General features: G+C 64.9%; 18 protein-coding genes and 1 tRNA gene. 5 read left to right on the top strand and 14 right to left on the bottom strand.

What is annotated here, in order from left to right:
- Nucleotides 1–198: 198 nt before the first annotated feature.
- The 6 genes from JSO19_RS08185 to JSO19_RS08160 all read right to left on the bottom strand — a co-directional run bounded on the left by JSO19_RS08185 (nucleotide 199) and on the right by JSO19_RS08160 (nucleotide 5,160).
- The gene (locus JSO19_RS08185; protein ID WP_270910944.1) at nucleotides 199–456 is read right to left on the bottom strand and encodes a hypothetical protein; all 258 of its coding nucleotides are present in this window, start codon (nucleotides 454–456) and stop codon (nucleotides 199–201) included.
- Nucleotides 453–926 (bottom strand): phage holin family protein, encoded by a 474-nt coding sequence (locus tag JSO19_RS08180; protein ID WP_270910942.1) that lies wholly within the window; start codon nucleotides 924–926, stop codon nucleotides 453–455. Before JSO19_RS08180 ends, JSO19_RS08185 begins: the two co-directional genes overlap by 4 nt.
- A complete protein-coding gene (locus tag JSO19_RS08175; RefSeq protein WP_270910940.1) occupies nucleotides 923–1,240 on the bottom strand; it encodes a YtxH domain-containing protein in 318 nt (105 codons plus the stop codon). Before JSO19_RS08175 ends, JSO19_RS08180 begins: the two co-directional genes overlap by 4 nt.
- Before the next feature lie 122 nt (nucleotides 1,241–1,362).
- Nucleotides 1,363–2,733 carry a hypothetical protein gene (locus JSO19_RS08170; protein WP_270910939.1) on the bottom strand — a complete coding sequence of 457 codons (1,371 nt, stop codon included), beginning with the start codon at nucleotides 2,731–2,733 and terminating at the stop codon, nucleotides 1,363–1,365.
- On the bottom strand, nucleotides 2,730–3,686 hold the full coding sequence (locus JSO19_RS08165; protein WP_270910938.1) for a CPBP family intramembrane glutamic endopeptidase: 957 nt from the start codon (nucleotides 3,684–3,686) through the stop codon (nucleotides 2,730–2,732). Before JSO19_RS08165 ends, JSO19_RS08170 begins: the two co-directional genes overlap by 4 nt.
- Nucleotides 3,687–3,774: 88 nt before the next feature.
- On the bottom strand, nucleotides 3,775–5,160 hold the full coding sequence (locus tag JSO19_RS08160) for a glycine--tRNA ligase (protein WP_217133552.1): 1,386 nt from the start codon (nucleotides 5,158–5,160) through the stop codon (nucleotides 3,775–3,777).
- A gap of 142 nt (nucleotides 5,161–5,302) precedes the next feature.
- Here JSO19_RS08160 and JSO19_RS08155 point away from each other — a divergent pair, with 142 nt between their 5' ends.
- Nucleotides 5,303–5,821 (top strand): gamma carbonic anhydrase family protein, encoded by a 519-nt coding sequence (locus tag JSO19_RS08155; protein WP_217133549.1) that lies wholly within the window; start codon nucleotides 5,303–5,305, stop codon nucleotides 5,819–5,821.
- On the opposite strand, the gene JSO19_RS08150 is transcribed toward JSO19_RS08155, so the two are convergent.
- Entirely contained in the window at nucleotides 5,818–6,429 is a 612-nt protein-coding gene (locus JSO19_RS08150; RefSeq protein WP_270910933.1) for a LysE/ArgO family amino acid transporter, read from the bottom strand. The two genes, JSO19_RS08155 and JSO19_RS08150, sit on opposite strands and share 4 nt — an antisense overlap.
- A gap of 36 nt (nucleotides 6,430–6,465) precedes the next feature.
- On the opposite strand from JSO19_RS08150, the gene JSO19_RS08145 reads away from it, so the two are divergent.
- Entirely contained in the window at nucleotides 6,466–7,302 is an 837-nt protein-coding gene (locus JSO19_RS08145) for a M15 family metallopeptidase (protein WP_270910932.1), read from the top strand.
- 10 nt (nucleotides 7,303–7,312) lie between these two features.
- Here JSO19_RS08145 and JSO19_RS08140 read toward each other — a convergent pair whose 3' ends face one another.
- Nucleotides 7,313–8,245, bottom strand: coding sequence for a 2-hydroxyacid dehydrogenase (locus JSO19_RS08140; RefSeq protein ID WP_270910930.1), 933 nt, complete (start codon nucleotides 8,243–8,245; stop codon nucleotides 7,313–7,315).
- Nucleotides 8,246–8,286: 41 nt separating this feature from the next.
- Between JSO19_RS08140 and JSO19_RS08135 the strand changes: the two genes are divergently transcribed.
- Both JSO19_RS08135 and JSO19_RS08130 read left to right on the top strand, forming a co-directional pair.
- Nucleotides 8,287–9,174: an alpha/beta hydrolase gene (locus JSO19_RS08135; RefSeq protein WP_270910929.1), complete on the top strand. Its 888-nt coding sequence runs from the start codon at nucleotides 8,287–8,289 to the stop codon at nucleotides 9,172–9,174.
- Nucleotides 9,175–9,215: 41 nt separating this feature from the next.
- Nucleotides 9,216–10,274, top strand: a complete 1,059-nt coding sequence (locus JSO19_RS08130) for a lipoate--protein ligase family protein (RefSeq protein ID WP_270910928.1) — start codon at nucleotides 9,216–9,218, stop codon at nucleotides 10,272–10,274.
- A 37-nt stretch (nucleotides 10,275–10,311) separates the two neighbouring features.
- On the opposite strand, the gene JSO19_RS08125 is transcribed toward JSO19_RS08130, so the two are convergent.
- Together JSO19_RS08125 and JSO19_RS08120 are read right to left on the bottom strand one after the other, a co-directional pair.
- Entirely contained in the window at nucleotides 10,312–12,321 is a 2,010-nt protein-coding gene (locus tag JSO19_RS08125) for a YhgE/Pip family protein (RefSeq protein WP_270910926.1), read from the bottom strand.
- Nucleotides 12,318–15,140, bottom strand: coding sequence for an MMPL family transporter (locus JSO19_RS08120; RefSeq protein WP_270910924.1), 2,823 nt, complete (start codon nucleotides 15,138–15,140; stop codon nucleotides 12,318–12,320). The genes JSO19_RS08125 and JSO19_RS08120 overlap by 4 nt, the downstream gene beginning before the upstream one ends.
- Before the next feature lie 87 nt (nucleotides 15,141–15,227).
- Between JSO19_RS08120 and JSO19_RS08115 the strand changes: the two genes are divergently transcribed.
- On the top strand, nucleotides 15,228–15,887 hold the full coding sequence (locus JSO19_RS08115) for a TetR/AcrR family transcriptional regulator (protein WP_270910923.1): 660 nt from the start codon (nucleotides 15,228–15,230) through the stop codon (nucleotides 15,885–15,887).
- Here JSO19_RS08115 and JSO19_RS08110 read toward each other — a convergent pair.
- The 4 genes from JSO19_RS08110 to JSO19_RS08095 form a co-directional block, all read right to left on the bottom strand.
- Nucleotides 15,884–17,926: a BCCT family transporter gene (locus JSO19_RS08110; protein WP_270910922.1), complete on the bottom strand. Its 2,043-nt coding sequence runs from the start codon at nucleotides 17,924–17,926 to the stop codon at nucleotides 15,884–15,886. The two genes, JSO19_RS08115 and JSO19_RS08110, sit on opposite strands and share 4 nt — an antisense overlap.
- An 89-nt stretch (nucleotides 17,927–18,015) precedes the next feature.
- The gene (locus JSO19_RS08105; RefSeq protein ID WP_270910921.1) at nucleotides 18,016–19,722 is read right to left on the bottom strand and encodes a hypothetical protein; all 1,707 of its coding nucleotides are present in this window, start codon (nucleotides 19,720–19,722) and stop codon (nucleotides 18,016–18,018) included.
- A gap of 308 nt (nucleotides 19,723–20,030) precedes the next feature.
- Nucleotides 20,031–20,114 (bottom strand) — tRNA-Tyr (locus JSO19_RS08100).
- Nucleotides 20,115–20,242: 128 nt separating this feature from the next.
- The gene (locus JSO19_RS08095; RefSeq protein WP_270910920.1) at nucleotides 20,243–23,935 is read right to left on the bottom strand and encodes an aldehyde dehydrogenase family protein; all 3,693 of its coding nucleotides are present in this window, start codon (nucleotides 23,933–23,935) and stop codon (nucleotides 20,243–20,245) included.
- Nucleotides 23,936–23,993 lie beyond the last annotated feature (58 nt).

Raw genomic sequence — 23,993 nt, 5'->3', positions numbered from 1 at the left:
ACTCCACGCATTCATCGAAAATGGCAACACCAGCCCATCTCACCTTCAGTCTAACGATGACTCAAGAGCTGGTAGAGAAGGCATTTCCTTCGATGTTCCCTTTTCTACCGTGAAATGGAGAGATGTGCAAAATTTGAGCCCCAAAAAGGGGCATTGCAACAGAAACGTGATGTGCCTTCTGTGGCACATCACGCTTGATTATTGGAACTTGCGAATAATTTTCGAGGCACCAACCCAGGCGAGCACGCCCACGGTTGCTGCAACCCCGGCGACCGCGAGTGCGAAGCCAACCGGGTTCGTCTTTCGCTCCTCTTGTAGCTTCTCGGTCGTGCGCTCTACCGCGTCGTCGAAACGTTGCGCGTAGTTGAGGCGGTCACTCAGGAGCGAGAGCGTCTCGTACAGCTCGACACGGGCAAGGTCAGCCTCTTCGCGAGGGTGCTGTTCTGGCGTAGTCATCGTACCGACCCCTTTCCGGGCGCTGCTTGGCCGCCCTTCTCGGTTGCCTCGTGAATGCGTGCGTCGGGGGTCGTGTTGTAGCGCACGGTCGTCGCGACCGTCACATCGTCTGAAACACGGCCGAGGGTCTCTTCGGGAACGGGGTTGGCCCGTTTGATCATCATGACACCGACCACAATTGCTACTGCCGCGAGCACGACGAGGCCACCGCCAACAATGAGTGCCGCAAGCCAGGGCGACACCGCGTTTGCGAGGCCCAGAATCGCTGAGGCACCGAAGGCAGCGAGTGACCAGAAGAGGAAGAAGAGTGCAACGATGAGGAAGAGTAGCGCGATGACGATCTTCTTGACGCCGCGCTTGATCTCGCCCTTGGCATTGGCGTACTCGGCTTTGATAAGCGCGATGACCTGTTGCGGCAACCGCAGCAGGAGCTCAATGGTCGAGGGACCAGAACGTTTCTTGCGACTCATGACGATGCGCCTGCCGGCTTGGGAGCCACTGCCTCATCAGCCTTCGACTTCTGCTGCACGGCAACGTCTTCGGGACGTTTTGGCGCGGACGCGGCGTGCACGAGGGCCTGGGTTTTGCCCAGAACGAAGTTCTGTGCCTGGCGAGCCTGGTCAGAAACCGCGCCCGTCACCTTCTGGGCAACCGTCTGAACCGGACCGCTGTTCCATACATTTCCCGCGGTCTTCTTAATCTGCTCGTACCGTTTGCGGCCAGCCCGTGAGCCAAGCACGTAACCAATTCCGAAGCCGAGCACGAGCCCTACTTTGCCCTTCACTGTTTCCTCCGTCGGTTTTGGTGAGTCATACCCCACCAGCCTACATACGTGTCACCACGATGTATATTCCATTTTAGGAACGCATCAGGTCGCGGCCTCCCTGCCCGCCGCTTTCTGTGCGATCACACAAGGCCGAGTGCCTCGCGGCGCAGCTCTTTCGCCTGCGTGCGCGCCCGTTCAAGCGCCTCAGCGAGCCCACGCTCTGACGAGGCAACGCCACACTCAACGCGCATCTCTGCCGCAGCCGTCGCGGCATCGCTCTCGTCGCTGACCGCCTCGGTCGAGCCCTTGGGGGCGTTTGCCGACTTGCCCGCCTGAGCGACCGGGTTCACCGGAGCGTAGGCGGCACGTTCGGCAACGCTCACGGCCTCTTCGCCCGGCTGATCAAGACCAAAGGTCGCGCGGAGGTGCCCGAGTTCGGTCGCGCTAGGAGCCTGGCTCGCGGCGGTGACAACGGGGCCACGCAGCACCGACCGCGTGGCCCCGTCAGCCGCAACGACCGTGCGAGCCGACCAGGTTTGCCCGTTGACCCCTGCCCCATCGGTGGGCAGCGCGGTCACTGTCGCGAGCTGGAGCGCGGCAGCCGTCTCACCAGCTGCCGCAGGCCACCACTCGGGGGCCGCGTGCGAGAACGCTATCTCGTACCGCACGGCATCGTCTGCCGCGAGGGGCGCAGCGCTCGCGAGCATCGACGCAACGTGCTCGGCAGCGCCGTCGTGCACGAGCCAGGTCACGGTTCCGTCGGCAGCCTCAGCGCGCGTCGTCGTGACGTTCGCCTCGGGGCTCAGCCACTGCACACCGTAGTGGTCAAGACGCTTCTTGAGCAGCTCGGTGAACGCGACCCACCCAACGTCAGGCTCGGTTCCCGCGGCAAGCGCAGGGTAGCGATCCAGATAGGCGAGAGCTGCCCCCGACAGGGAACCAGCCCGCGTCTCTGCCTCGTTCAGCCCCGGGGCAAGGTCGATGACCTCGACCGCGGTACTCGGCTCGCCAAACAGGTACTGCACCTGGGGCTCAACGAACGTGTCGAGCACCTTCTGCCCCACTCGGTTGCGTACCAGGTCGCCAATGTACTGCGTCTTGCCGATCGTGAGCACCGGCTTCAACCGATCGAGGTAGGCGCGAAACGCTGTGGCACCGCCGAGCGCATCGCTCACCTCAACCGACAACGGCGACGAGGGAATCCCGAAGACCGAATCAGAGGGAACCATCACCCAGCGAGCGTCATTGCGCACCCAGAGCGGCAGCGGATCCCTGCGGCTGGCCACGCAACTCGGCGAGTCGCTGCCGGGAAGCGGGGCTGCGACCTCGTCGATCCACGCGGCCAGCTTGCCGCTCGGGTCAGACTGTGGCCCGGTGAACTCGCTGCCGGTCGCGGCCCGGTCGGCGATCACGGTAACGGGCACACCAACGCTCGCGAAGTCGAGCGCGACCGCGAGTTCGGGCAGACCATCTCCCACGACGACGAGGGTGTTTGGGGCAATCAGGTTCATGAGAGCGCCCCCACGAGAGTAGCGGCCTTCGCCTCTTCGCGGCGCTTGGCGTCAAACTTTCTCACGACGATCGCGGCGTACAGGGCGAGCATGATGACCTGCATGAGGAGGCCGATCCACGCGCCTCCGGTCTCGCTTACCTGCTTCGTCGAGCCGGTCACGCCGGTCGAGAGAATGAGGAAGACGCCGAGGTTATTGATCACGTGCAGTGAGATTGCTGCTTCGAGGCCGCCCGTGCGCCACGTGAGCCACGCGCAGGTCACGCCCATGAGCCCGACCTGCAGCATGCCCCAGACGTCGTAGAGGTGAGCGCCGGCAAACAGGAGTGAGGGCAGCAGAATGGGAATGATCGGGTTCTTGATCCACGAGCCAAGCACCTGCATCATCGCACCGCGGAACATGAGTTCCTCGGCCGCGGCCTGAAACGGCACGAGCACGAGGGCGAGCACGAGGGTGGTGATCGCGAGATTCCACTGGAAACCGGCCACGGCATCGGGCCCGAAGGCCGGGCCGCCCGGGGTGAGCATGACCTGCACCGCAATGATGAGCAGCTGGGTGACCGCGAAGACGAGAGCCGCCCAACCAAAGGTCGAAAAGAGCAGGTCCCAGCGCATGCGAAACTTCACCGACCAAATACGGCCCACGGGCTTGATGCCCATGGCCCAGGCGGCGAGCATGATCGCTGGAATCCATACCGCAAGCGAGAGGAACGCGAGAGCAATCGCGAACGGATCCTGCGTGTCGAGCGCCATGATGCGCGACTCGATGCTCAGGATCGAGCTGACGTCACCGGCCGCGATGAACGGAGCCATCGCGAGGCCGGTGACGGCAACCTGCAGCGTGAAGCCGAAGGTGACCGCGAGAAACGCGAACACGAGCGGCTTCCACCACCGGTAATTGGGCATGCCCCGAAACAGGCGGTGATACTGGTAGCCGTACGGCTCTTGCTGCATGAACTGAACCCTTACTTTCGTCGTGCGCAATGCTGACAACGGTGCGGTGGTGGCAGAAGCCCGGTGCGCCGCGCGGCCGCGCGGCGTGTTAGGCGCCGCGCAGACGCTCCGCGAGGAATGCGAAGAGCTCGGCGCGCGGAATGCGTACCTGCTCCATCGTGTCGCGCTCGCGCACCGTTACGGCGTTATCGTCGAGCGAGTCGAAGTCGATCGTGACGCAGAACGGGGTACCGATCTCGTCCTGGCGGCGGTAGCGGCGGCCGATCGCGCCCGAGTCGTCGAAGTCGACGTTCCACGAGTCGCGCAGCTCCTGGGCGATCTCACGCGCGAGCGGCGAGAGCGCCTCATTGCGGCTGAGCGGCAGTACCGCAACCTTGACTGGCGCGAGGCGCGGGTCGAGGCTCAGCACCGTGCGCTTGTCGGTGCCGCCCTTGGCGTTGGGTACCTCTTCTTCACGGTACGCGTCGACGAGGAAGGCCATGACCGAGCGCGTAAGACCGGCCGCTGGCTCGATCACGTACGGGATCCACTTCTCGTTCTTCGTCTGATCGAAGTACGAGAGGTCTTTGCCCGACTTCTCTGAGTGCGTGCTGAGGTCAAAGTTCGTGCGGTTTGCGACGCCCTCGAGCTCGCCCCACTCGCTGCCCGAGAAGCCGTAACGGTACTCGATGTCGGCCGTGCGCTTCGAGTAGTGAGACAGCTTCTCTTGCGGGTGCTCGTAGAAACGCAGGTTCTCGGGGTTGATGCCGAGGTCGACGTACCACGCCATACGCTCGCCCATCCAGTACTCTTGCCACTCTTCGTCGGTGCCGGGCTCGACGAAGAATTCCATCTCCATCTGTTCGAACTCGCGAGTGCGGAAGATGAAGTTGCCCGGTGTGATCTCGTTGCGGAAGCTCTTACCGATCTGCGCGATGCCAAACGGGGGCTTCATGCGTGCGGCCTGCAGCACATTCGCGAAGTTCACGAAGATGCCCTGTGCGGTCTCGGGGCGAAGGTAGTGCATGCCCTCTTCCTCGGCGACGGGGCCGAGGTAGGTCTTCAGAAGGCCCGAGAACTCCTTGGGCTCGGTGAACTGGCCGCGGGTGCCACAGTTCACGCAGACGATCTCGGCGAGGCCGTCTTTGGGCTCGCGGCCCTTCTTCTCTTCGAACTCTTCGATGAGGTGGTCTTCGCGGTAACGCTTGTGGCACTGCAGGCACTCGACGAGGGGGTCAGAGAATACCTCGACGTGGCCCGAGGCTTCCCAGACCTGTCGAGGCAAGATAACGCTCGAGTCGATGCCTACGACGTCGTCGCGCTTCTGCACCATGGTCTTCCACCACTGGCGCTTGATGTTCTCTTTGAGCGCGGTGCCGAGCGGCCCGTAATCCCACGCTGAACGCGAACCGCCGTAAATTTCACCGGCCTGAAACACGAAGCCGCGGTGGCGCGCGAGGGCGATAACTGTATCGAGACGGGATTGCTCAGCCATAATGTCACTCTTTCCAAGGTGCACGAGGGGATCTTTGGACTCGTTGCGCGGTCACACCGACACGCACGAATGGCATCCAGTGTAGTCCCACCCGGCCACAAGAGGCTGGGCAAGAGCACGATGTTGGGAGTACGGTGAGACCATGGCTCATATCTATTCTTTCGCGGGCAAAACCCCGCGCGTTCACCCCGATGCGTGGATCGCCCCTACCGCGACCCTCATCGGCGACGTCACGATCGAAGCCGGGGCAAGCGTGTGGTTCGGGGCGGTTCTCCGCGCCGACAACGCACCAATCGTGCTCGGTGAGGGCAGCAACCTTCAAGACAACGTCGTCTTGCACACCGACATCGACACCCCCGTACACGTTGGGCCGGGCGTCGGCGTTGGCCACAACGCGATCTTGCACGGCACGACCGTTGGCGAGGGGTGCCTCATTGGCATGGGCGCGACCCTGCTCAACGACTCGGTGATCGGCGAGGGCGCCTTCGTCGCGGCGGGCGCACTCGTGCTTGAGGGCCAGCACATCGAGGCCGGCCACCTTGCCGCCGGAGTACCCGCGAAGGATCGTGGCGAAATGGGTGCAGAGATGGCCGAACGGGTGCGCGTGAATGCCGAGGGGTATCAGGAGCTCTCGGCAGCCTACCGCGCCGAGGGCATCTAGCCGACGCCGCCAAACAAGAGGCGCGCGGCGATCGCGAGCATCATGACGCCAACGACGATGTCGAGCACCTGCCAGGAGCGCGGGGTCGCGAAGAAGCGTCTCAGGCCACGGGCTCCGTAGCCGAGAATGAAGAACCAGCCGAAGCTCGCGAGCGCCCCTCCGAGCAAGAACCACCAGCGGCCGGGCTCGCCCTGTGCGTTGCCAATCGAGCCCATGAGCACCATCGTGTCAAGGTAGACGTGCGGGTTCAGCAGGGTGATCGCGGCACAGGCGGCCATGGTTTTTGCGAGCGAGCTCTGGGACTCATCGCCCGCGACCAGCCGTTCGGGCTTGCTCGCCCGGCGGAACGACGTGAAAGCGTAGCCGAGCAGGAAGATAATGCCGCCCCAGCGCAAGATCTCCAGCACGATGGGCGCGCGTTCGACGACGAAGCCGATTCCGGCGACCCCTGCGAGTTCAAGCAGCGCATCGCACGTGGCGCAAAACAACACGACCGGCAGTACATGCTGCCCGCGAATGCCCTGCTGCAGGACGAACGCATTTTGTGCGCCGATGGCAACGATGAGCGAGAGGCCTGAGACGACGCCGACGAGCACAGAGGTAATCACTCGCACAGCATAACGCGAAACCCTAGACTGATCACTATGCGCCCCGCTCGTGCCATCACCGCCACCGCTTCAGCCATCGCCGTTGCGGTTTCGTTTGCCCTGGGCGCCGTCGCCTGCGCGCCTGAACCGACGCCGGCGGCCGAAGAGCCGAGCACCCCGAGCACGAAGGCAGAAACCCCCGCACCACCCGTACTCGAGCCCGTTGACCCAACCGGGGCTGCGGATCCTGCCGGGCCCGGCTCCGCTTCTGACGCCAGGAGCGATGCCCTGCCGCAACACTCGATCGACGACCCCTCGTCGCTATGGGTGGTGACGAACAAGCACAGGCCGCTCGATCCGCTCGATTACGAGCCCAGCGATCTCGTCATTCCGGAGGGAATCGACAATGTGAACGGCCAGCCGCTGCGCGCCGAGGCTGCCGCCGCCGCAACCCGCATGGCGCAGGCGGCGAGCGCCGACGGGGTCTGGTTTCGCATCGGCAGCGCATACCGCGACTACGCGAGGCAAGAGTACCTCTACACGAGCTACATCGCCCGCGACGGCCAGGCCGAGGCCGACACCTACTCTGCACGCCCCGGATTCTCTGAGCACCAGACCGGCCTCACGGCAGACTTTGACGACGCATCATCGTGCTACCTCTGGGCCTGCTTCGCCGACACTGCGGCCGGCGCCTGGCTCGCCGAGCACGCGGCAGAGCACGGCTGGATACTGCGCTACCCCGCCGGTTCAGAGCACGTGACCGGCTACACCTTCGAGCCGTGGCACTTTCGCTACGTGGGCGAGCCGCTCGCGCTCGAGATGCGCGAGCGGGGCGTCGCGACCCTCGAGGAGTACTTCGAGCTGGCGGCTGCGCCGACGTACCTGGACGAGTGAACGAGCGTCTCTAAGAGAGAACGATGTTTTCGGGGGTCTCGCCCGCGCGCAGGTGCTCGACCTGACGCTTGATGAGGCGCACGATCCGTGGGTGCATGGCCTGCGAGTCACCACCGTTATGCGGGGTGATGAAGGCGTTCTCGCACGCCCACAGTGGGTGGCCCTCGGGCAACGGCTCTGGGTCAACGACGTCGAGGGCGGCACGAATGCGCCCCGTCTGCAGCTCTGCCACGAGATCGTCAGTGACGACAATGGGGCCACGGCCGACGTTCACGAGCAGAGCGTCGTCGCTCATGAGGGCGAGGCGTTCGCGATCAAAGAGACCCCTCGTTGCATCGCTCAGCGGCAAGCCAATCATGACGATGTCGGCTTCGGGCAGCAGCGCGTCAAGCTCGTCAATCCCGTGCACCGAGACCGTCTCGCCCCCGGGCAACTGCTCGGTGCGGGCCCGTGATGCAACCCTGGTGATGTCGACCTCAAAGGGGAGCAGGCGGGACTCGATGGCCTTGCTCACTCCCCCGTAGCCGAGCAGCAACACGCGCTTGTCGGCGAGACCTCGCCTGGTCTCGTTGTACCACAGTCCCTTCGTCTGGTTATGCACCGCCTCGGCAAAGCCGCGCTGCGCAGCGATCGTAATACCGACGGCGAGCTCGGCCGTCGCGGTCTCGTGCACGCTCGTCGCGTTCGCGAGCCGCATGCCCTCTGGCAGCGCGTTCGCTACACCGTCGAAGCCGATCGATTGCCATTGCACGAGCTGCACCTTCATGCCCTCAAGGCGTGCGAGCGGGCGCACCCCGTCCCAGTACGGCGGCACGACAAGATCAATGTCGTTTCGAGGAGCTTCGCCGCTCATGTCCCAGAGCAGGCATTCAACGCCCTCGGCGTCTTTTAGCGAGGCAAGCAGTCGTTCATCAGGCACCGAAACCACGATCGTTGTGTTCATGCCGCTAGTCTAACTGCCCGGCCAGTGGCAGAATGTAGTGCATGACAACGCACGATGAGCCCACCTCGCCCATCACGCGAGGCGCCGACATTTTTTATGAAGATCACGGCGTAGCGATTTTCACCTACTCGTGGGTTCCCGAGCGGCCACGCGGTGTCGTGCAAATTGCGCACGGCATCGGCGAACACGTGGGACGCTACGAGCACTTTGCCCTCGCACTCGCCGAAGCCGGCTATGCCGTATACGCCGACGACCACCGCGGGCACGGCGAGACCGGCCGCGAAATGCACCGCGGCGACCTCACGCAACTCGGCAAGCTCGGTCCAGGCGGGTTGCGGGCCGCCGAGAACGCGATCATCAACTTCACCGAGCTCATTCACTCGAAGCACCCCGGGCTACGCATCACCTACTTCGGCCACTCATGGGGGTCGCTCATGGGCCAGCGGCTCCTCAACCGTGGCACGGCGCTCTTCGACGCCGTGATTCTCTCTGGCAGCGCGTACCGCACCCCGAAGCACATGGAGTCGGGCGACCTAAACCGCGACTTTGCGCACCTCGGCGAAACCGGCTTTGAGTGGCTCAGCCGCGACCACTCGGTTGCCGACGCTTTTGCGAACGACGAGCTCTGCTTCGACGCAGACATTCTGAAGCTCTTCGGCCTGGCAGACGCGCTCAGGCTCTTCGGCACCCCGGGCAAACACGTGCCCAACGTGCCAATGCTGTTGATGTCGGGAACCGATGATCCGCTCTCACGAGCAGACTCGGTCGAACGGCTCGCGGCGGCCTACCGAAACCGCGGGGTGACCGACGTCACCCTCACGCTTTACCCCGGCGGGCGGCACGAGATGCTCAACGAGCTCAACCGCGCCGACGTCGAACACGACGTCATCTCCTGGCTCGACACGCACACCCACAGCGCAGAGCGCTAACCCTTCGGCAAAGCCTTAGCCCCAACACGAAAGAAGCACCGATGCCCACGTTCCACGGCGAATACAAGATGCCCGGCGGCAAGCTCATTGTCGTCGACTGCGATGTTGAGGCCGGTGAGCTCAGCGACGTGACCGTCTCTGGCGACTTCTTCGTTGAGCCCGACGAGGCCATTCTCGAGGTGTCGAAGGCACTCACCGGGGCACCCGCGACCGCGACGGCCGCCGGCTACGCTGCCGTCGTACGCGAAGCCCTTCCCGCAGACACCGTCATGCTCGGCGTCTCGCCAGAGGCAATCGGCATCGCGGTGCGCCGGGCGCTCAGCAATGCCAGTTCGTGGCGAGACCTCGACTGGCAGGTCATCGTGACCCCGAAAATCTCGCCGGTCTTGAACGTCGCACTCGACGAGGTTCTCGTCACCGAGGTCGGCGAGGGGCGCCGTGGCCCGACCATGCGCATCTGGGACTGGAACTCTGACGCCGTCATTATCGGCAGCTTCCAATCGGTACGCAACGAGATCGACGTCGACGAGGCGCAAGCCCTTGAGACGCAGCTCATTCGCCGCGTCTCAGGCGGAGGCGCCATGTACATGCAGCCAGCATCGTCGATCACCTACTCGATTTACGTGCCCGACTCGTTCGTCGAGGGCATGAGCTTTGAGCAGAGTTACCAGTTTCTCGATGAGTGGGTGCTCGAGGCCCTCTTTACCCTTGGCGTTGACGCCGAGTACAAGCCGCTCAACGACATCGCGAGCCCACTCGGCAAGATCGGCGGGGCTGCACAGAAACGACTCGCCTCTGGCGCCGTACTGCACCACGTCACGATGTCGTATGACATGGACGCAGAGCGCATGATGCGGGTGCTGCGCATCGGGCGCGAAAAGATGTCTGACAAGGGAACGAAGAGCGCGGCAAAGCGGGTCGATCCGCTGCGAAGCCAGACGGGCGTGTCTCGCGACGAGGTCATTACTCGCCTCGACGAGGTCTTTCGCCAGCGGCACGGCGCGACGCGTGGCGACATTACCGAAGCGGAATATGCCCGCGCCGAGGCGCTCGTTGCCACGAAGTTCGAGAACGACGAGTGGACCCTGCGCATCCCGTGACCGCGGGTCTCGCAGACCCGGGCCACGGGAAAAACCGCTAGGCCGGTTTGCGCTCCCGGTGCACCGCCGCGCCAATCGCGAGCAACCCGAGGCCACCCCACACGAGCAGCATGAGGATGTTCCCGCCGCCGGGCGCCCCGCTCTCGGTGATGCGCTGCAGCGCCTCGATCGCGGTTCCCACCGGCGTGAACGAGGTGATTGACGCGAGCACCCCGGGGGCCGTCGAAACGATGCCAGCCACGAAGCCGACGACGAGCACAACGAACGAGACGAAGCGGCCGTACCCGCGGAAAAGCGCGACGAGCCCCTGGTTTACAAGGCCGAAGGCAACGCCAACGAGCACACCAGTGATCGCGTAGGCGAGCACGTGCGAGGCGGGCTCCTTGAGCAGCAGCGCAACGAAGAGTGCCGCGAGCACTCCCTGAATGGCCCCGAGCAGCATGCCCGAACCCGCCGAACGCAGGGTGATCGTTGCCTCGCTGAGCGCCGCCTCGCGAGTGCGTGACCAGAGCGGTTGCAACACCATGAACGCGGCGAGCCCGCCAGCCCAGAGCGCGATCGCGAGGAACAGCGGGGCGCCGGAACCGGCGAAGAGCTTCGCGTCATCATCGCCGCCCGACACGGGGTTCACGGCGATCTCTGCAAGCCGGTCCCGCTCGCTCTCGCTGTACCGCGGAATCTCGCTGACCGCCTCGGCCAGCCCTTCAGCGAGGTCGCGTGTGCCCTTGGCTGCCTGCTCGGTGCCACCCGCGAGCTCGCCCGCTCCCTCGGCAAGCTGGCTCACACCCTCGGTGAGTTCGGGAACCTGCGCGGCAAGCTGCCCGGTGCCGCTCGAGAGTTCACGGGCGCCCGAGGCGATGCCGCCAACCCCAGAGGCGAGTTCACCGGCACCGGCGGCGAGCTCGTCGGCGCCGGCCGCGAGACCCGAGGCCCCCTCGGCGAGTTCACCGAGGCCCGCTGCAGACTGCGCCGCGCCATCGGCGAGCGTGTTGCCGCCAGCGATCGCAGCCTGTAAGAGCTCAGGGGCTCCAAGCACCTGATCGATGAGGCCGAGCAGCATGCCCTGCTGTTCGGGCGGCACGGGAAGTTGGCCAGATGCGATGGCGTCTCGCAGCTCGATGATTTGTGGCCTGACATCGGTCAGCCCGCCCAGAAGCGGCACGAGCACGCCGTTGACGCTCTCGACGTAAGCACCAACCCCGCCCGCGAGCTGCTGCGATCCAGCGGCGGCGTCCCGCGTCCCGTCAGCGAGCTCGTGCACGCCCCCCGCGTAGCCCCGAAGCCCCTCAGCGAGTGAATTCGCGCCACCCGCGAGCTGGTCGGCCCCCGAAGAGAGTTGGCCAGCACCCGCCGAGAGCTGCCCCACACCCGCCTCGAGCGCGCCAGTGCCATTGAGGAGCTCATCAAGCCCCGCCGCGAGTTGGCCACTGCCCTCGGCAAGCTGGTCGGCTCCATCGGCGAGCTTGCCCGCCCCGTCGCTCGCGTCGTCGAGGCCCTCACCGAGCTTCGTGAAGCCAACGAACACGTTGCCCACGAATGCCTCGCCGAGCTGCGTGTTCAGCACCTCGGTTGCCGTTTGCGTCACGGCTGCCGAGAGTGCCGCGTCAAGGAGCTTCGCACGCTCACTCGTATGAATGTCAAGGGTCGCCTGCAGCGCCTCGTCTGGGCCCTTCGAGAGTGACGTCGCGGCCCGAGAGAAGTTCTCGGGAATCGTCACGACGGTCACGTACTTGCCCGACTCGAGCCCCTTCTCAGCGCCCTCGTCATCGGTCAGCTGCCACTCGAAGTTCTCGCTCTCGGTCGCGCCGATGAGCTCGGCGGCGAGCACCCTGCCCAGAGGCGTGAGCTGCCCATCGACCTCGACCGGTTCGTCGTTATTGACGACCGCGGCGGTCACGTGGTTCATGCGCGTCGTCGGGTCCCACAGCCCCCAGATAAACAGGCCCGCGATCACGAGGGGCACGAGCATGAAGCCGAGTGCACGCGTCATCGACATGCCCCACAGCTCCCTCGATCCACGCACTTCAGTGTTCGAGTAGCCCGTCATGAGCGCACTCCTTTCGACATTCCCGCTGCGGCATGTTCATGGTTTGGCGCGCCCGGGGTCACCGGCGAGAGCGCCCGCGGCAGCACCCGCGTCGCCTGCGCGACGTCGGCAACGATGATCACGGTCGGCGCCTTTCCGGTGGCCCGCTCTCGCTCGATGGCCCAGGCCGCGAGGGCTCCGTGGGCGTGCTCGGCGTCCCGACCTGAGAGCGCCGGGCCGACGCCGGTAATGACGAGCAGGTCGGGTCGGTCTTTCGTGGCCTCGCGAATGTGCGTCACGGGAACCCACGCCGAGCGCTTGCGCAGCGTCGCGGCCCGGTCTGGTTGCAGGAGGCCATGCACCTTCAGGGTTCCACGTGAAACCTGGCCGCGGCCGCTCAGCACGCGAGCGAGCGGTTCGCTCACCGGGTCGGCGGGGTCAAGCACCAGCGCCTCTCCCGCCTGCACGCGCAGCTCGGGTACCGCACGGTTGCCCGGCATGACCAGGCGCTCCGACGCGACAACCGCAGCGGGGTCGTCGGCTGGCCACTCGGCGTACGTGATCTCACGGGTCAGCCCCTCGCCCTCAACGTCAAAGTGCGGCAGCAGGCGGTCGAGCCAGCGCGGCATGCGCCAGGCCCGATCGCCGAGCAGCGAGAGAATTGCCGGGACGAGCACCATGCGTACGATGAACGCATCGACGAAAACGCCGACGGCGAGACCGAGCGCGATGACCTTGATCGACGGGTCGCCCTGCGGCACGAAGGCCGCGAAGACGGCAAACATGATGATCGCGGCGGCCGAGACCACCTTTCCCGAACCGACAAAACCACGGTGGATCGCCGCCTGCGAGTCTGCCCCGTGCACGACCTCCTCGCGAATGCGCGAGACGAGAAAGACCTCGTAGTCCATCGCCAGGCCGAAGAGCACGCCCATGAGAATGATGGGCATGAAGCTCAGGATCGGGCCGGTCGCGTGCACGTTGAGCGCGTCGCCAAGCCAGCCCCACTGGAACACGGCAACGACGGCGCCGAACGCCGCGCCGACCGAGAGCAGATAGCCGAGGGTTGCCTTGATGGGCACCCAGACCGAACGAAACACCATGGCGAGCAGAATGAGCGAGAGCCCCACCACGAGCACCGAGAACGGTATGAGCGCCTTGAACAGGAGCTCTGAGACGTCGATGCCGACCGCCGTGAACCCCGTGACCGAGAGGCTTACGCCGTAGCGCTCTTGCCACTCGTCATGCTTATCGCGCAGACCGTGCACGAGCTGGCCCGTGCTCGCGGCGTGCGGCCCCTCCTCTGGCACGACCTGGATAATGCCCGTGTCAGCCCCCTGGTTCGGGGTCGCGAGCGGCACATCGGCGACGCCTGGCACGGCACGCACCTCGTCAGCGAGATCTTCCATGAGCCCGAGCGGATCGGTGCTCGTGATGATTGACCCCGCAAGCACGAGCGGCCCGTTGGCCCCCTCGCCGAAGTGCTCGGCGGTGAGCTCGTAGGTCACGCGCGCCGGATCGTTCTCTTCGAGACCGCTCGCGTTGGGCAGCGCAAGTCGCAGCTGCAGCGCGGGAACCGTCGCGATGCCGAGCACGATGAGCACGAGCACCGAGGTAATGAGCGGCTTCGCGGTGACGACCTTGACCCAGCGGCCAAAGAAGCGGTCTGAGAACCGTGAGCCCACGAGTGAGGGCTGCGCTTCTCCGGTTGCGGTTTCGACGTCGCCCGCCGAAGCTGCGGCCGCCGCGATGCGTCGCCGCTCCTTCTTGCGCAAAATCTTGGGCCCGGCCATCGCAAGAATGGCCGGGGTGAGCGTCACCGCGATGACGACCGAGAGCGCGACCGCCGCGGCCGCCGCGACGCCGAGCGCCGTGAGAAACGGGATACCAGCGACCGACAGGCCCACGAGCGCGATGACCACGGTGAGGCCCGCAAACACCACCGCCGATCCGCTCGTCGCCGTCGCCCGCGCGATCGACTCGGTCACGGGCACGCCGTTCAAGAGCTGCTCTTGGTGTCTCGAAACGATGAAAAGCGTATAGTCGATGCCCACCGCGAGCCCAAGCATGAGGGCGAGCATGGGGGTCGTCGAGGTGAGCTCTACGAACGCGGTCACGAAGAAAATACCGGCGACCGAAATGCCCACACCAATGAGGGCGATGAGCAGCGGCATGCCAGCCGCGATGAGTGAGCCGAGGGTGAGCACGAGCACGATAAACGCGATGATCACGCCGACGGCTTCGGTCGGGCTCAGCCCCGGCACTTCTGCCGAGTAGATCTCGCCGCCGACACTCGTTTGTGTGCCATCGGGCAGAGCCTCTTGGAGGCCCGCCGAGGTGTCGCGAATGCCCTCGTCGAGGGCGTCGGGAACCTGATCCATCGTGCCCTGAATTTGGATCGTGATGAGCGCAGCCTGCCCGTCGTCGGCGAGGCCCTGCGCGGCCTGCTCTGCAAAGGGGTATGCCACGGCCGTAACGTTCGGGAGCCCCTCAAGGTCGTCGGCCGCATCGATGAGGGCCTGACGGTACGGTTCTGACTCGATGTCGTCGCCCTCTGCGGCAACCACGATGATTTGAGCGCTCGTACCGCTGACCTCGGGAAACGTGCTGCGCAGCGTTTCGAGCGCAGCTTGCGACTCGGTGCCCGGAATGGTGATGGGTGCGTTCGCGCCCTGCGAGAAGAAGATTGCGCCTGCGCCGAGCCCCGCGAGTACGAGAAGCCACAGCGAGAGCACGAGCCACCTGGCTTTGGCGGCCCAGGTACCGAGCGTGTAGAGGAAGGAAGACATGTGACCCTTGTTGGCGTGCATTGACGTCGAAAACCGAATGGATACACTCATGTATCCTGCTTCGATACACTAATGTATCGGCATAAGCGTGTATGTTGACTGAGAATCTGTCTATGACTTCTGCAGAAGGAGCACCGCGTGGCGAATGAGCATTCCCAGGCACCGAGCACCCGGCGCGAGCACACCCGCGAGCGGCTGCTCGACGCGGCAATCGAGGTGTTTGCCGAGGAGGGTGTACAGGGTGCCTCGGTCGAGTCGATCTGCCAGCGAGCCGATTTCACGCGCGGAGCCTTTTACTCAAACTTCACCTCGAAAGAGCAGCTGTTTTTAACCGTGCTCGAGCGCGAGTTCGCGCGCCGTGGCGCCGACTTCAAAGAGCGCGCCGAAGAGCTCGAGCCGCACCTGCACGCCCGCAAAACGCCGTTCACGGTCGACGAGGCCGCGCAAATTATCGTCGAGTTTTTCTTGCCCTCGGAGTTCGCGCAATCGTGGTTCATTCTCGAGACCGAGTTCTTGCTCATGGCGCTGCGTGACCCCGCGCTCGCGCCCAGCCATCAGCGGCTCATGACCTCGTTTCTCGACGACATCGAGCAGACCGTCGCCTCGGTGCTCGAGGCCGCAGGCCGCACCCCCACCATGCCGCTCAGGCGCGTGCTCACGATTCTCATGCACGAGTTCGCGACCGCAATGCAGGCGAGTGCCCTCGCGGGACCGGGTGCCGACGACCCCTTCGAAACGCTCGGTGACCAGGCCGCTGAGCTCGTGTTTGCGCTCAGCAGCCCGATCACGAACGACTAGTGCTTCGTTCCAGCCTCGGGCGCTTCGCCCTCGTCGCTGGTTTCAGCATCGGCGACCGCAGCATCAGCGGCTTCCTCATCCGAGGCTGAGACGGAAGCAGCGGCCGAGCCCAGCAGTTGCTGAGGGGCTTCAGCGCCGGTCAGCTGTGCGAACGAGGCCTCGGGCTGCTCGCCCGTGAGCTCATTCTTGATGATGGGCATCGAGCTCGTCGTCGCGTCGACGTACCAGTCGGTGAGCTGCGGGTCGCTGCTATCGAAGCCCATGCCAGCGCCCTCGTCTTCGGGAACCTCACTGGCCTCGAACACGAAGTCGTCGCCGTACTCGTCGATACCGCGAATGACGCCCTGCGCGATCGCCTGCTTCGCGTACTTACGGCGAATCATGTAGGGATCAATGCGCAGGTCTTGCGCCCACGAATACATGATGCCGATGACGATGAACGAGAAGGGGAGCGCCGAGACGACCATGAGCGATTGCAGGCCAGAAAGCGCGTTCCGCCCGCCCGCGAGCAAGAGCGCGATCGCGATGAAGCTGAGCAGCAGCCCCCACATGACCGTGATGGCCTTCGAAGGCTCTGCGCGGCCTCCCTGTGACATCGAAGCCATGACGATCGAGGCAGAGTCAGCCGCTGTCACGAAGAAGATGATGATCGCGACCATCGCGACGGTTGAAGTGAGCAGGCTGAGTGGCAGGCCCTGAAGCACCTGGAAGAGCACGTCTTCACCGCTGCCATCCATCGCAAACTCTGCGCCCTCGATCGACATCCACATCGCCGTGCCACCGTAAACGATGAACCAGCCGAGCACGATCGCTGTTGGCACGAGCAGCACGACCGTCACGAACTCACGCAGCGAGCGGCCACGAGAGATCTTCGCGATAAACATACCGACGAAGGGAGCCCATGAGACCCACCACGCCCAATAGTAGACCGTCCAGGTCGAGAGGAACTCTTCAGTCTCGCCGCCCTGCGTGATGTTGCGCGCAAGCATGAGCGGGATGTCCTGCACGAAGGTCACGAGCGATGCCGGCACGAGGTTCAAGATCACGACCGTGGGGCCGGCGATGAAGACGAACAGGGCGAAGAGGCCGGTGAGGGTCATGTTGAGGTTCGAGAGCCTACGAATGCCCTTCTTCACACCCGAAACGGCCGAAGCGATGAAACCGCCTGTCAGCACCGCGATGATCGCGACGAGAATCGCGTTCGTTACCTCACCGATGCCGGTCACGATCTCAATACCGCGGCCAATCTGCAGCGCGCCAATACCGAGCGAGACGGCCGTGCCGAAGAGCGTCACGATGATCGCAAAGATATCGATCACGCGGCCTACCGCGCGGCGTGTACCGGTGGAAGACGGGAACACCGGCTCGAAGAGCGCCGAGATGAGCGGCGGGCGCCCCCTGCGGTAGGTGCTGTAAGCGATCGCGCCACCAACGAGCGAGTAGAAGGCCCACGCGATAGGGCCCCAGTGCAGGAAGGTCTGCGACAGCGCCGGAAGCATCGCCTCAGCGGTTCCTGCCTCGACGCCCGTTCCTGGAGGCGGGTTCAAAAAGTAGGTGAGCGGTTCAAGCGGGCCGTAGAAGAGCAGCCCGATGCCGAGGCCCGCTGCGAAGAGCATTGAGATCCACGACGCACGGCTAAACTCCGGCTGTTCGTCGTCGGTGCCGAGCACGATGCCGCCCGTTCGACCGTATCCAACGATGAGCATGAAGACAGCGATGCACATGGCGAGCGCCATGAAGAGCCAGCTGAAGTAGTGGTTGACCCAGGTGAGTGCGGCAGCGCCAGCGTCTGAAAGCGAACTCGGTGAAATGAGTGCCCAGGCGATGACCGCGATGGTCGAAACGGCCGTGATAATAAGCACGACCCAGTTGGTGGTGAAGCGCGCACCGGTCTTTTCAACGCCGATGCCGGGCAGCAGTGCCGGGTGCGGGAGCGGGGGCGGGAGCGGCGACTGAATTCTTCGCGTGAGCGTCTCTTTCGAAGACGCCGGTTTTAACGGCCCGTCTGCCCCGTCATTCGGAGTGCGCGTTTTTCGCATAGCTGTACCGTAACAAGCATCTGCTTCAGCGGCCAGCATTGTCCCGGCGCGGCCCAATACCACCGGCTCGCGCCGCACCGGGATAACGTTTATTCTTCGTCAGCCCCACGGTAACGCTGATAGGGCATCGTATTCCACGTGCGCCCCTCGAGCGACTCGGGCGTCAGGTTGCCGGGCATCTCAGCCAGCAGCGCCTTCGCTGCGGTGAGTTCTCGCTCGACCTCTTCACGGTCCTGGTACATGAACTCGTCAGAGGCCTTGTCGACCGCCTGGGCAAGCTTCGCCTCGAGCTCGCCGATGAGCTTCTCCTGTTTTGCCCTGAACTGGTCTCTCGCTTCTTCTCGCCAGAGCGGGGCAAGGCCGCGGTTGTGATCGAGCACCCCGCGGTATTCGTCGTAGACGTCTTCGTAGATGAGCCCCGTGTGTTCGCGCACATCACGCATGACGAGCGCGAGGTCATCGACCGTGAGGTCTTCGGGCTTGAGCGGTTCGGCACGCTTCGGGCCCCCGAGCCTCGTGTACTCGAGGTAGTACGGGAACATGCTCTTGATGACTTTGCCTGGCGGGTTCACGGCGACGCCCTCGGCATCGACCCCCTTGGGTTGAATGCCCTGAAACGCTGCGAGTGCCGACTCGGGTCGCACAATCTCTTTGGGTGGCATGAAGCCGTACCGCAAGAGTTCTCGAATGCCGGTTCCCGAGATATTGAGCCGGTACCGTACGTCGTCGGTGCCGCTCGTGCGGTCGGTCGCGTGGGTCGCGGCACGGGCATCATAGAAGACCTCGTGAAAGAGCCTGATGTCGATGCCGAGCTCTTCCTTCGTGTATTCGTCGAACACCGAGTGGGCAGCGTATTTGTCGTAGTAGTCGCCGATACCCGCGTGGTCGCGGCCAATGAGCGCGTGCGTGCAACCGTAGTTCTTCATGATGAGCGCGTGCAGAATCGCTTCTCGGGGCCCAGCAAAGATGTAGGTGACGCGCAGGGGCGAGAGAATCGAGCGATCCATCGGGTAGTACTGTTCCATGACGTTCTGATACCCGCGAATGCGGTACTCGTGACGCACGTACTCGCGCTTGGCCATCTCAACGAGGGGCTGCAAGAAAATGCCGTCGACCTCTTCGAGCGCATTGCGGTGAATGTACTCGTGCCCGCGGTGCAGCGGGTTCGCACCCGTGATGAAGCCGGCAACCGAATTGAAGCCCTTCTCTTCGTAAAACAGCTTCCACGTGTCTTTCGGTTCTTGTCGCAGACGCTCAAATGGGCCCCAGTCGACACGGTTGATGAGGGTGAGCGTGCCGCCGAGCGCCGTCTCGCCCATGCGCCGGTAGATCGAGTCGACCCCCGGGTGGTTGCGGTCGGTGGTGCCGAAGAGCTGCTGCGCCCGATGCTCCCGGTCGTACGCAAAGATGTCTTCGATCGCGAGGATCGCGACGGGCTCGCCCTGTTCATCAGAAAGGCAGATCTCGTCGCCCTCGGTGAGCCCCTCGATGATCGTGGCGTTCGTCTTGCCAATCGGCGCGAAGCTCAACGGCACGGGCCACACCACTCCGTTTGCGAGCCTGCCGTTCTCGAGCACCGAAAGGTAATCGGCTTCGTTCATGAAGCCCTTATTGGGCGACAGCACCCCGGTTGCGATCATCTCGATCGTGATGATCGCCTCAAGATCAACGCGGATCGTTGCCAGCCCCCGAGCCCGCTCGGTATACGCGGCACGATCGGCTGCCGCGATGGTCTGGTCAACGAGCACCCCGCCGTGAGGCGTTTGCGGGTAGGTCGAAACGTGCTCAGAACTCATGTCTTGCTCACACTCCCTCGTGTGGTGTCGTACGGTGTGAGCCCATGCTACCCCGCACCTCTGACACGCGCTGCGCTAACGGTCCACGCGCCCCGGGTCCAGGTGCCGGACGCCGGACACCGGACACCGGACACCGAGTGACCATCGCTTCGCCGAGTGAGCATGAGAATCACGCAATCGCCATGCTCTCTCGGCGAACGCATGCTCACTCGGCAAAATCAACGAGGGTGGGAGCACCAACGAGCTCGGGGGCGCAGACCCCTGAAACACAAAAACACCCGGCCGAGATAATCTCGACCGGGTGTTGCTGGTGGCGGATGCGTGATTCGAACACGCGAAGCTTACGCGTCTGATTTACAGTCAGATCCCTTTGGCCGCTCGGGCAATCCGCCATTGATTGCGACAACACAACCAAGCAATGATCATACCTGCTCTTGCGGCGCTTCTGCAATTCCTCGCGGGGCGATTCGCCGAGGTTGCGACCAAAATTAGCCGAGAGCCTGGGCAAAGGAGGGGCGGATCACTGCCCCTTGAGCTCGTCGAGCCACTCCTCAAGTTCGTCGATGGGCGCCTGAAAACCGTGTCGGGTGCGCTCGATCGAGACGGCCTGCTCCTTCACGAACCCGAGCAGTTCGATGGGTCCGGCCATCGTGACCGGCCTCGCCCACACGCTCACATCGTCCCGAGAGCTCAGCCACTCGGTCACGCGAGTTGCCTCACCGCCGATGAGGCGAATACGGGCCGCGGGAACCTCGCCAGCGCCAGAAACGGCGGAGCCCTCGAGGCTCGCGCGCTCGATCCACGTCTCATCGCCCTCATAGACGTACGAGATCTGGTGCAGCTCGAGCAGCGCGACGAGCTCCTTCGGCAGGGTGAGGCCAGACGAGACCGTGAGGGCCGACGAGCTGAGCAGGCCCGCGATGAGCAGCCTAATGAGCGCGCCGACATCGCCGGTCGACGCAAGCCGCAGGTGCACGGCGACTCTTCGGTAGCGCAGCAGGTTGTGCTCGGTCGAGAGACCAGACGCGTCATGCGCCGTACCGAACTGCGTGCGCCAGGCAAGCTCGTCAGCCAACGCGGCTCGCCTGAGCACGTCGAACTGGGTGTAACTCAAGAGCGGCTGCACCGTCTCAATGACGTGCTGCACGACGGGGTCGAGGCCGCGCAGGTGCAGGGTGTCGCTCTGCGTGCCGCGGCGCAGCGACCACTCGCCGAGTGGAATCAGCCGGTGGGGGCCGCCCGCGAGAGGCTGCCAGGTGCTCTGCGCATTGTGCCACTCGCCAGAGGGAAAACGCTCGACCCGCGCGCCCGTCGTGCCGCGGTTGACGGCGAGCGCCGCAGCCTTGGTGCTCTCGAGCCAAGAAACGATCTCTTCGCCGTCGAGTGACCAGAGTGCCGCTGTCGACCTGCCGCCGATTTCGCCCTGCTTCACGAGCGCATCGTGCAGGCTCACCGCGCGCACGACGCCGATCACGGGAACTCCCACTGAGTCGCCCCAGAAGTCGGCATCTGGGCGCACACCCACCCGCACGCCTGGCGACCAGAGCCGCCCCTCGTCATCGAGCTGCCGCGGTTGCACGAGCCAGCTCTCACCCTGCTCGAGTGTCGTGAGCGCCCTCAGACCCGCTGGGGTCGGCGGGGCCGGCAAGGGGCCCATCGTGATCGTCGTTGCCGAGGCATCTGCTGTTGCGCTGTGCCCGACGACCACCGCGTTCACGGCGTCGGAAAGCGTGTCGAGAAACGCGTCTGAACGGGCAAGCGTTCCCACGAGCACGATGGCACGCGCCGAGCGGTGATGGCCGCCCGCACCGGCGAGCGCTGAGCGCACGATGGTTGGCACTGCGGCGAGAGAGTCGGCGCTCTGCGTCACCATAACGGTCGCCTGCGAGCGCGCACGAATATCGCGGCGCAGCGAAGGCGCGCGGCGTTGAACCGCTCTGGCGAGTTCGGCAGAAACGACGTACATGCCCTGCACGAACTCGGCCCGCTCGGTGACCCGCAGCACGAACTCGTCAAAGCTCTCACCGGACCCCGGCGTCATGAGCGTCGCCGTCGCCTCGGGAAGTCCCGCGTGGCCGAGCTCTTCAAGCAGCACGCTCGCTGTTCTCGCGAGCGTCGGGTGGGCCGCGATCACGACGCCAGAACCGGCGCTCAGCACCGCAAAGACCATCTCTGCGAGCTCACCGAATGAGGTGTGCTCGTCGGCAGCGATGAGCGAGAGCGGTTGGGGCGCGAAGGTGGCCCCGCGAACGGTGCGCAGCCCCTCCGCTCGACTCGCGAGATACCTGGCGCTGTCGATCGCATAACCGATCTCGCCGTCGATCTCGGGCAGCGGGCTGCCGCGCTCAGCGACGAGCACTTCGATGAGACGATCTCTCGCCGCGACGAGGGCGAGCGATCCGCGCCTCACCGTTGTCGCGCGATCGGTGTGGGCCCACGCGGCCCAGAGCGCCCCGGCCTTTGCGGCGCGCTCGATCACCGCGTCAAGGGCCCACGCCCCGGTTTCGGCCGCTTCAGCTGCCGCAACGCCGATCTCGCTGTGCCTGCCACGTGCAGCCTGGGCAAGCACCCAGCTGCGGTTGCGTTTCTGGGCCACATCGGTGTCTGGCTCGCACGCGAACCCGGTGTCAGAGGTAAGCGGAACCCGCTGAGGCGCGTCGGTGTGCACCCGTGGGCGCGCACCTGCGTCGCGGTGTAGCTGCATGACCTGGGCGGTGAGGCCGCCGGTGTCGAAGCGATGCGCGTCGGCGGGTGGGCGATACATGAGCGGCGAATCGCGCTCGCTCGGCTCCCACTCGCGAGACCGGTCTTGCAAGCGGTGGCTTGCTGGTGCTTCGTCGAGAGCGCGTTCGTGCAACTGTACGATGCGTTGCCGCACGTCGGGCGAGACTCCCTGGCCCGCTTCGTTCCACACCCGTTCGGTCAGTGCAAGCGGCGAATGGTCTGAGGCGACGAGCGAGAGCGTTTCAAGCACCTCGGGCAGCACGTGCGCGAACTCGGCGGGGGCGACCAGCGGGGTCATGATCTGCACGTTGGCTCCGCTTGCCTGCAGCACGGCTTCGAGCTCAGGGGTCCTCCCCCGGTACAGGGCGACCTGCAGGTTCGAGCCGGCCCGGCGCTGCTGGGTGCGCACCTGCGCGACCGCAAGCAGCACGGCATCTTCGCTCGCCACCACGGGCAGCAGCGCCTCGTCACCCACAGACGCCAAGAGTTCGTCAACCGCGCGAAGCCATGCGGCGTCGCGCGCCTCTGGCTCGGTCATGACGGGAACCGCGAGGCCGCGCTCAAGCGAGTCAATCGTCGCCTCTCGCGCAATGCTTCGCGTCGTGAGCCTCACCTCGAGGGGCCTCGTCGCTTCAGCCACCTCTACGAGCTCGCGAATGATGCCAATGCTCTCGGGCAGTTCGGCGAGTACCTCGACCCCGATGAGCGGGGTTGCGCAGCGCGCGTCAAGGTGCACGGCGCGCACAATGGCGGGCATCGCGAGGGCTTCAGCATAGCTTCGGGCCACAAAGGTGACCGCGACGCCGTGGCGGTCGCAGTCGGCAAGGAGCTCGTGCAGCGCGTCACTGAGCGCAGCGGGCAACTCATCAAGCTGCCACTCGGTGCTGCCGGGCACGAACCGCGCTGGCGAAACGCTCAGGCGTTTCACGCCCTCGAGGCGCACGAGAGCCCTCAGCCGCTCGACCTCTCGCAGCACACCCTCGGGGCCAACGACCGGGGCGCCGTGCAGCTCAAGGTCGGCGTTTGCCGGGAGCCCCTTGAGGCCCGCAGGCGTCTTCAGCGGCGCATCGGGCTCGACGTTCAGTGCAGAAAGCTCGAGCAGCTCTGGCGACTCGGGCAGTTCAGGAAGCTCACTCGCGACCAGGATCTCGTCGAGGTGCGCGTGAAAGCGCTTCTTCACCACCGGCAGCACGCCCCACGGCAACCCGAACGAGGCGATGCCGCCCACCCGCAGCGCAAGCCGCAGCCTCGCGGGCAGCGACTCTGGGGTCTCTTGCGAGAGCTCGTGCAGGCCCAGCGCCGCCGCGAAGGCATCCTGCGGCAGCTCAACATAGTCGAAGATGTCGCGTACGAAGTCGAAGGCGCCCGGGTCGTCCCTGACTCCGCTCAAGAGTGTCTTGGGTGCGCCGCCACCCGCCTTCTGGCGCGCAGCGATAACTCTGCCTCGCCAAGATTCGAGGCAGAGCATCGCTGATTCTGTCACCTGCATGGTTCCACTGTATTTCGCGGGCCTCGTGAAACCGCGGTAACACCCTGAAAGGGAGCTT

Source organism: Leucobacter sp. UCMA 4100, assembly GCF_027853335.1.
Taxonomy (GTDB): Bacteria; Actinomycetota; Actinomycetes; order Actinomycetales; family Microbacteriaceae; genus Leucobacter_A.
The sequence above is the reverse complement of the archived record's forward strand: the minus strand, read 5'-3'. Positions and strand labels throughout refer to the sequence as shown.

Bases quoted from the DNA above. Each gene is read 5' to 3' on its own strand.
- JSO19_RS08185 (WP_270910944.1), bottom strand. From the start codon at position 456: ATGACTACGCCAGAACAGCACCCTCGCGAAGAGGCTGACCTTGCCCGT.
- JSO19_RS08180 (WP_270910942.1), bottom strand. From the start codon at position 926: ATGAGTCGCAAGAAACGTTCTGGTCCCTCGACCATTGAGCTCCTGCTG.
- JSO19_RS08170 (WP_270910939.1), bottom strand. From the start codon at position 2,733: ATGAACCTGATTGCCCCAAACACCCTCGTCGTCGTGGGAGATGGTCTG.
- JSO19_RS08165 (WP_270910938.1), bottom strand. From the start codon at position 3,686: ATGCAGCAAGAGCCGTACGGCTACCAGTATCACCGCCTGTTTCGGGGC.
- JSO19_RS08160 (WP_217133552.1), bottom strand. From the start codon at position 5,160: ATGGCTGAGCAATCCCGTCTCGATACAGTTATCGCCCTCGCGCGCCAC.
- JSO19_RS08155 (WP_217133549.1), top strand. From the start codon at position 5,303: ATGGCTCATATCTATTCTTTCGCGGGCAAAACCCCGCGCGTTCACCCC.
- JSO19_RS08145 (WP_270910932.1), top strand. From the start codon at position 6,466: ATGCGCCCCGCTCGTGCCATCACCGCCACCGCTTCAGCCATCGCCGTT.
- JSO19_RS08140 (WP_270910930.1), bottom strand. From the start codon at position 8,245: ATGAACACAACGATCGTGGTTTCGGTGCCTGATGAACGACTGCTTGCC.
- JSO19_RS08135 (WP_270910929.1), top strand. From the start codon at position 8,287: ATGACAACGCACGATGAGCCCACCTCGCCCATCACGCGAGGCGCCGAC.
- JSO19_RS08130 (WP_270910928.1), top strand. From the start codon at position 9,216: ATGCCCACGTTCCACGGCGAATACAAGATGCCCGGCGGCAAGCTCATT.
- JSO19_RS08125 (WP_270910926.1), bottom strand. From the start codon at position 12,321: ATGACGGGCTACTCGAACACTGAAGTGCGTGGATCGAGGGAGCTGTGG.
- JSO19_RS08120 (WP_270910924.1), bottom strand. From the start codon at position 15,140: ATGAGTGTATCCATTCGGTTTTCGACGTCAATGCACGCCAACAAGGGT.
- JSO19_RS08110 (WP_270910922.1), bottom strand. From the start codon at position 17,926: ATGCGAAAAACGCGCACTCCGAATGACGGGGCAGACGGGCCGTTAAAA.
- JSO19_RS08105 (WP_270910921.1), bottom strand. From the start codon at position 19,722: ATGAGTTCTGAGCACGTTTCGACCTACCCGCAAACGCCTCACGGCGGG.
- JSO19_RS08095 (WP_270910920.1), bottom strand. From the start codon at position 23,935: ATGCAGGTGACAGAATCAGCGATGCTCTGCCTCGAATCTTGGCGAGGC.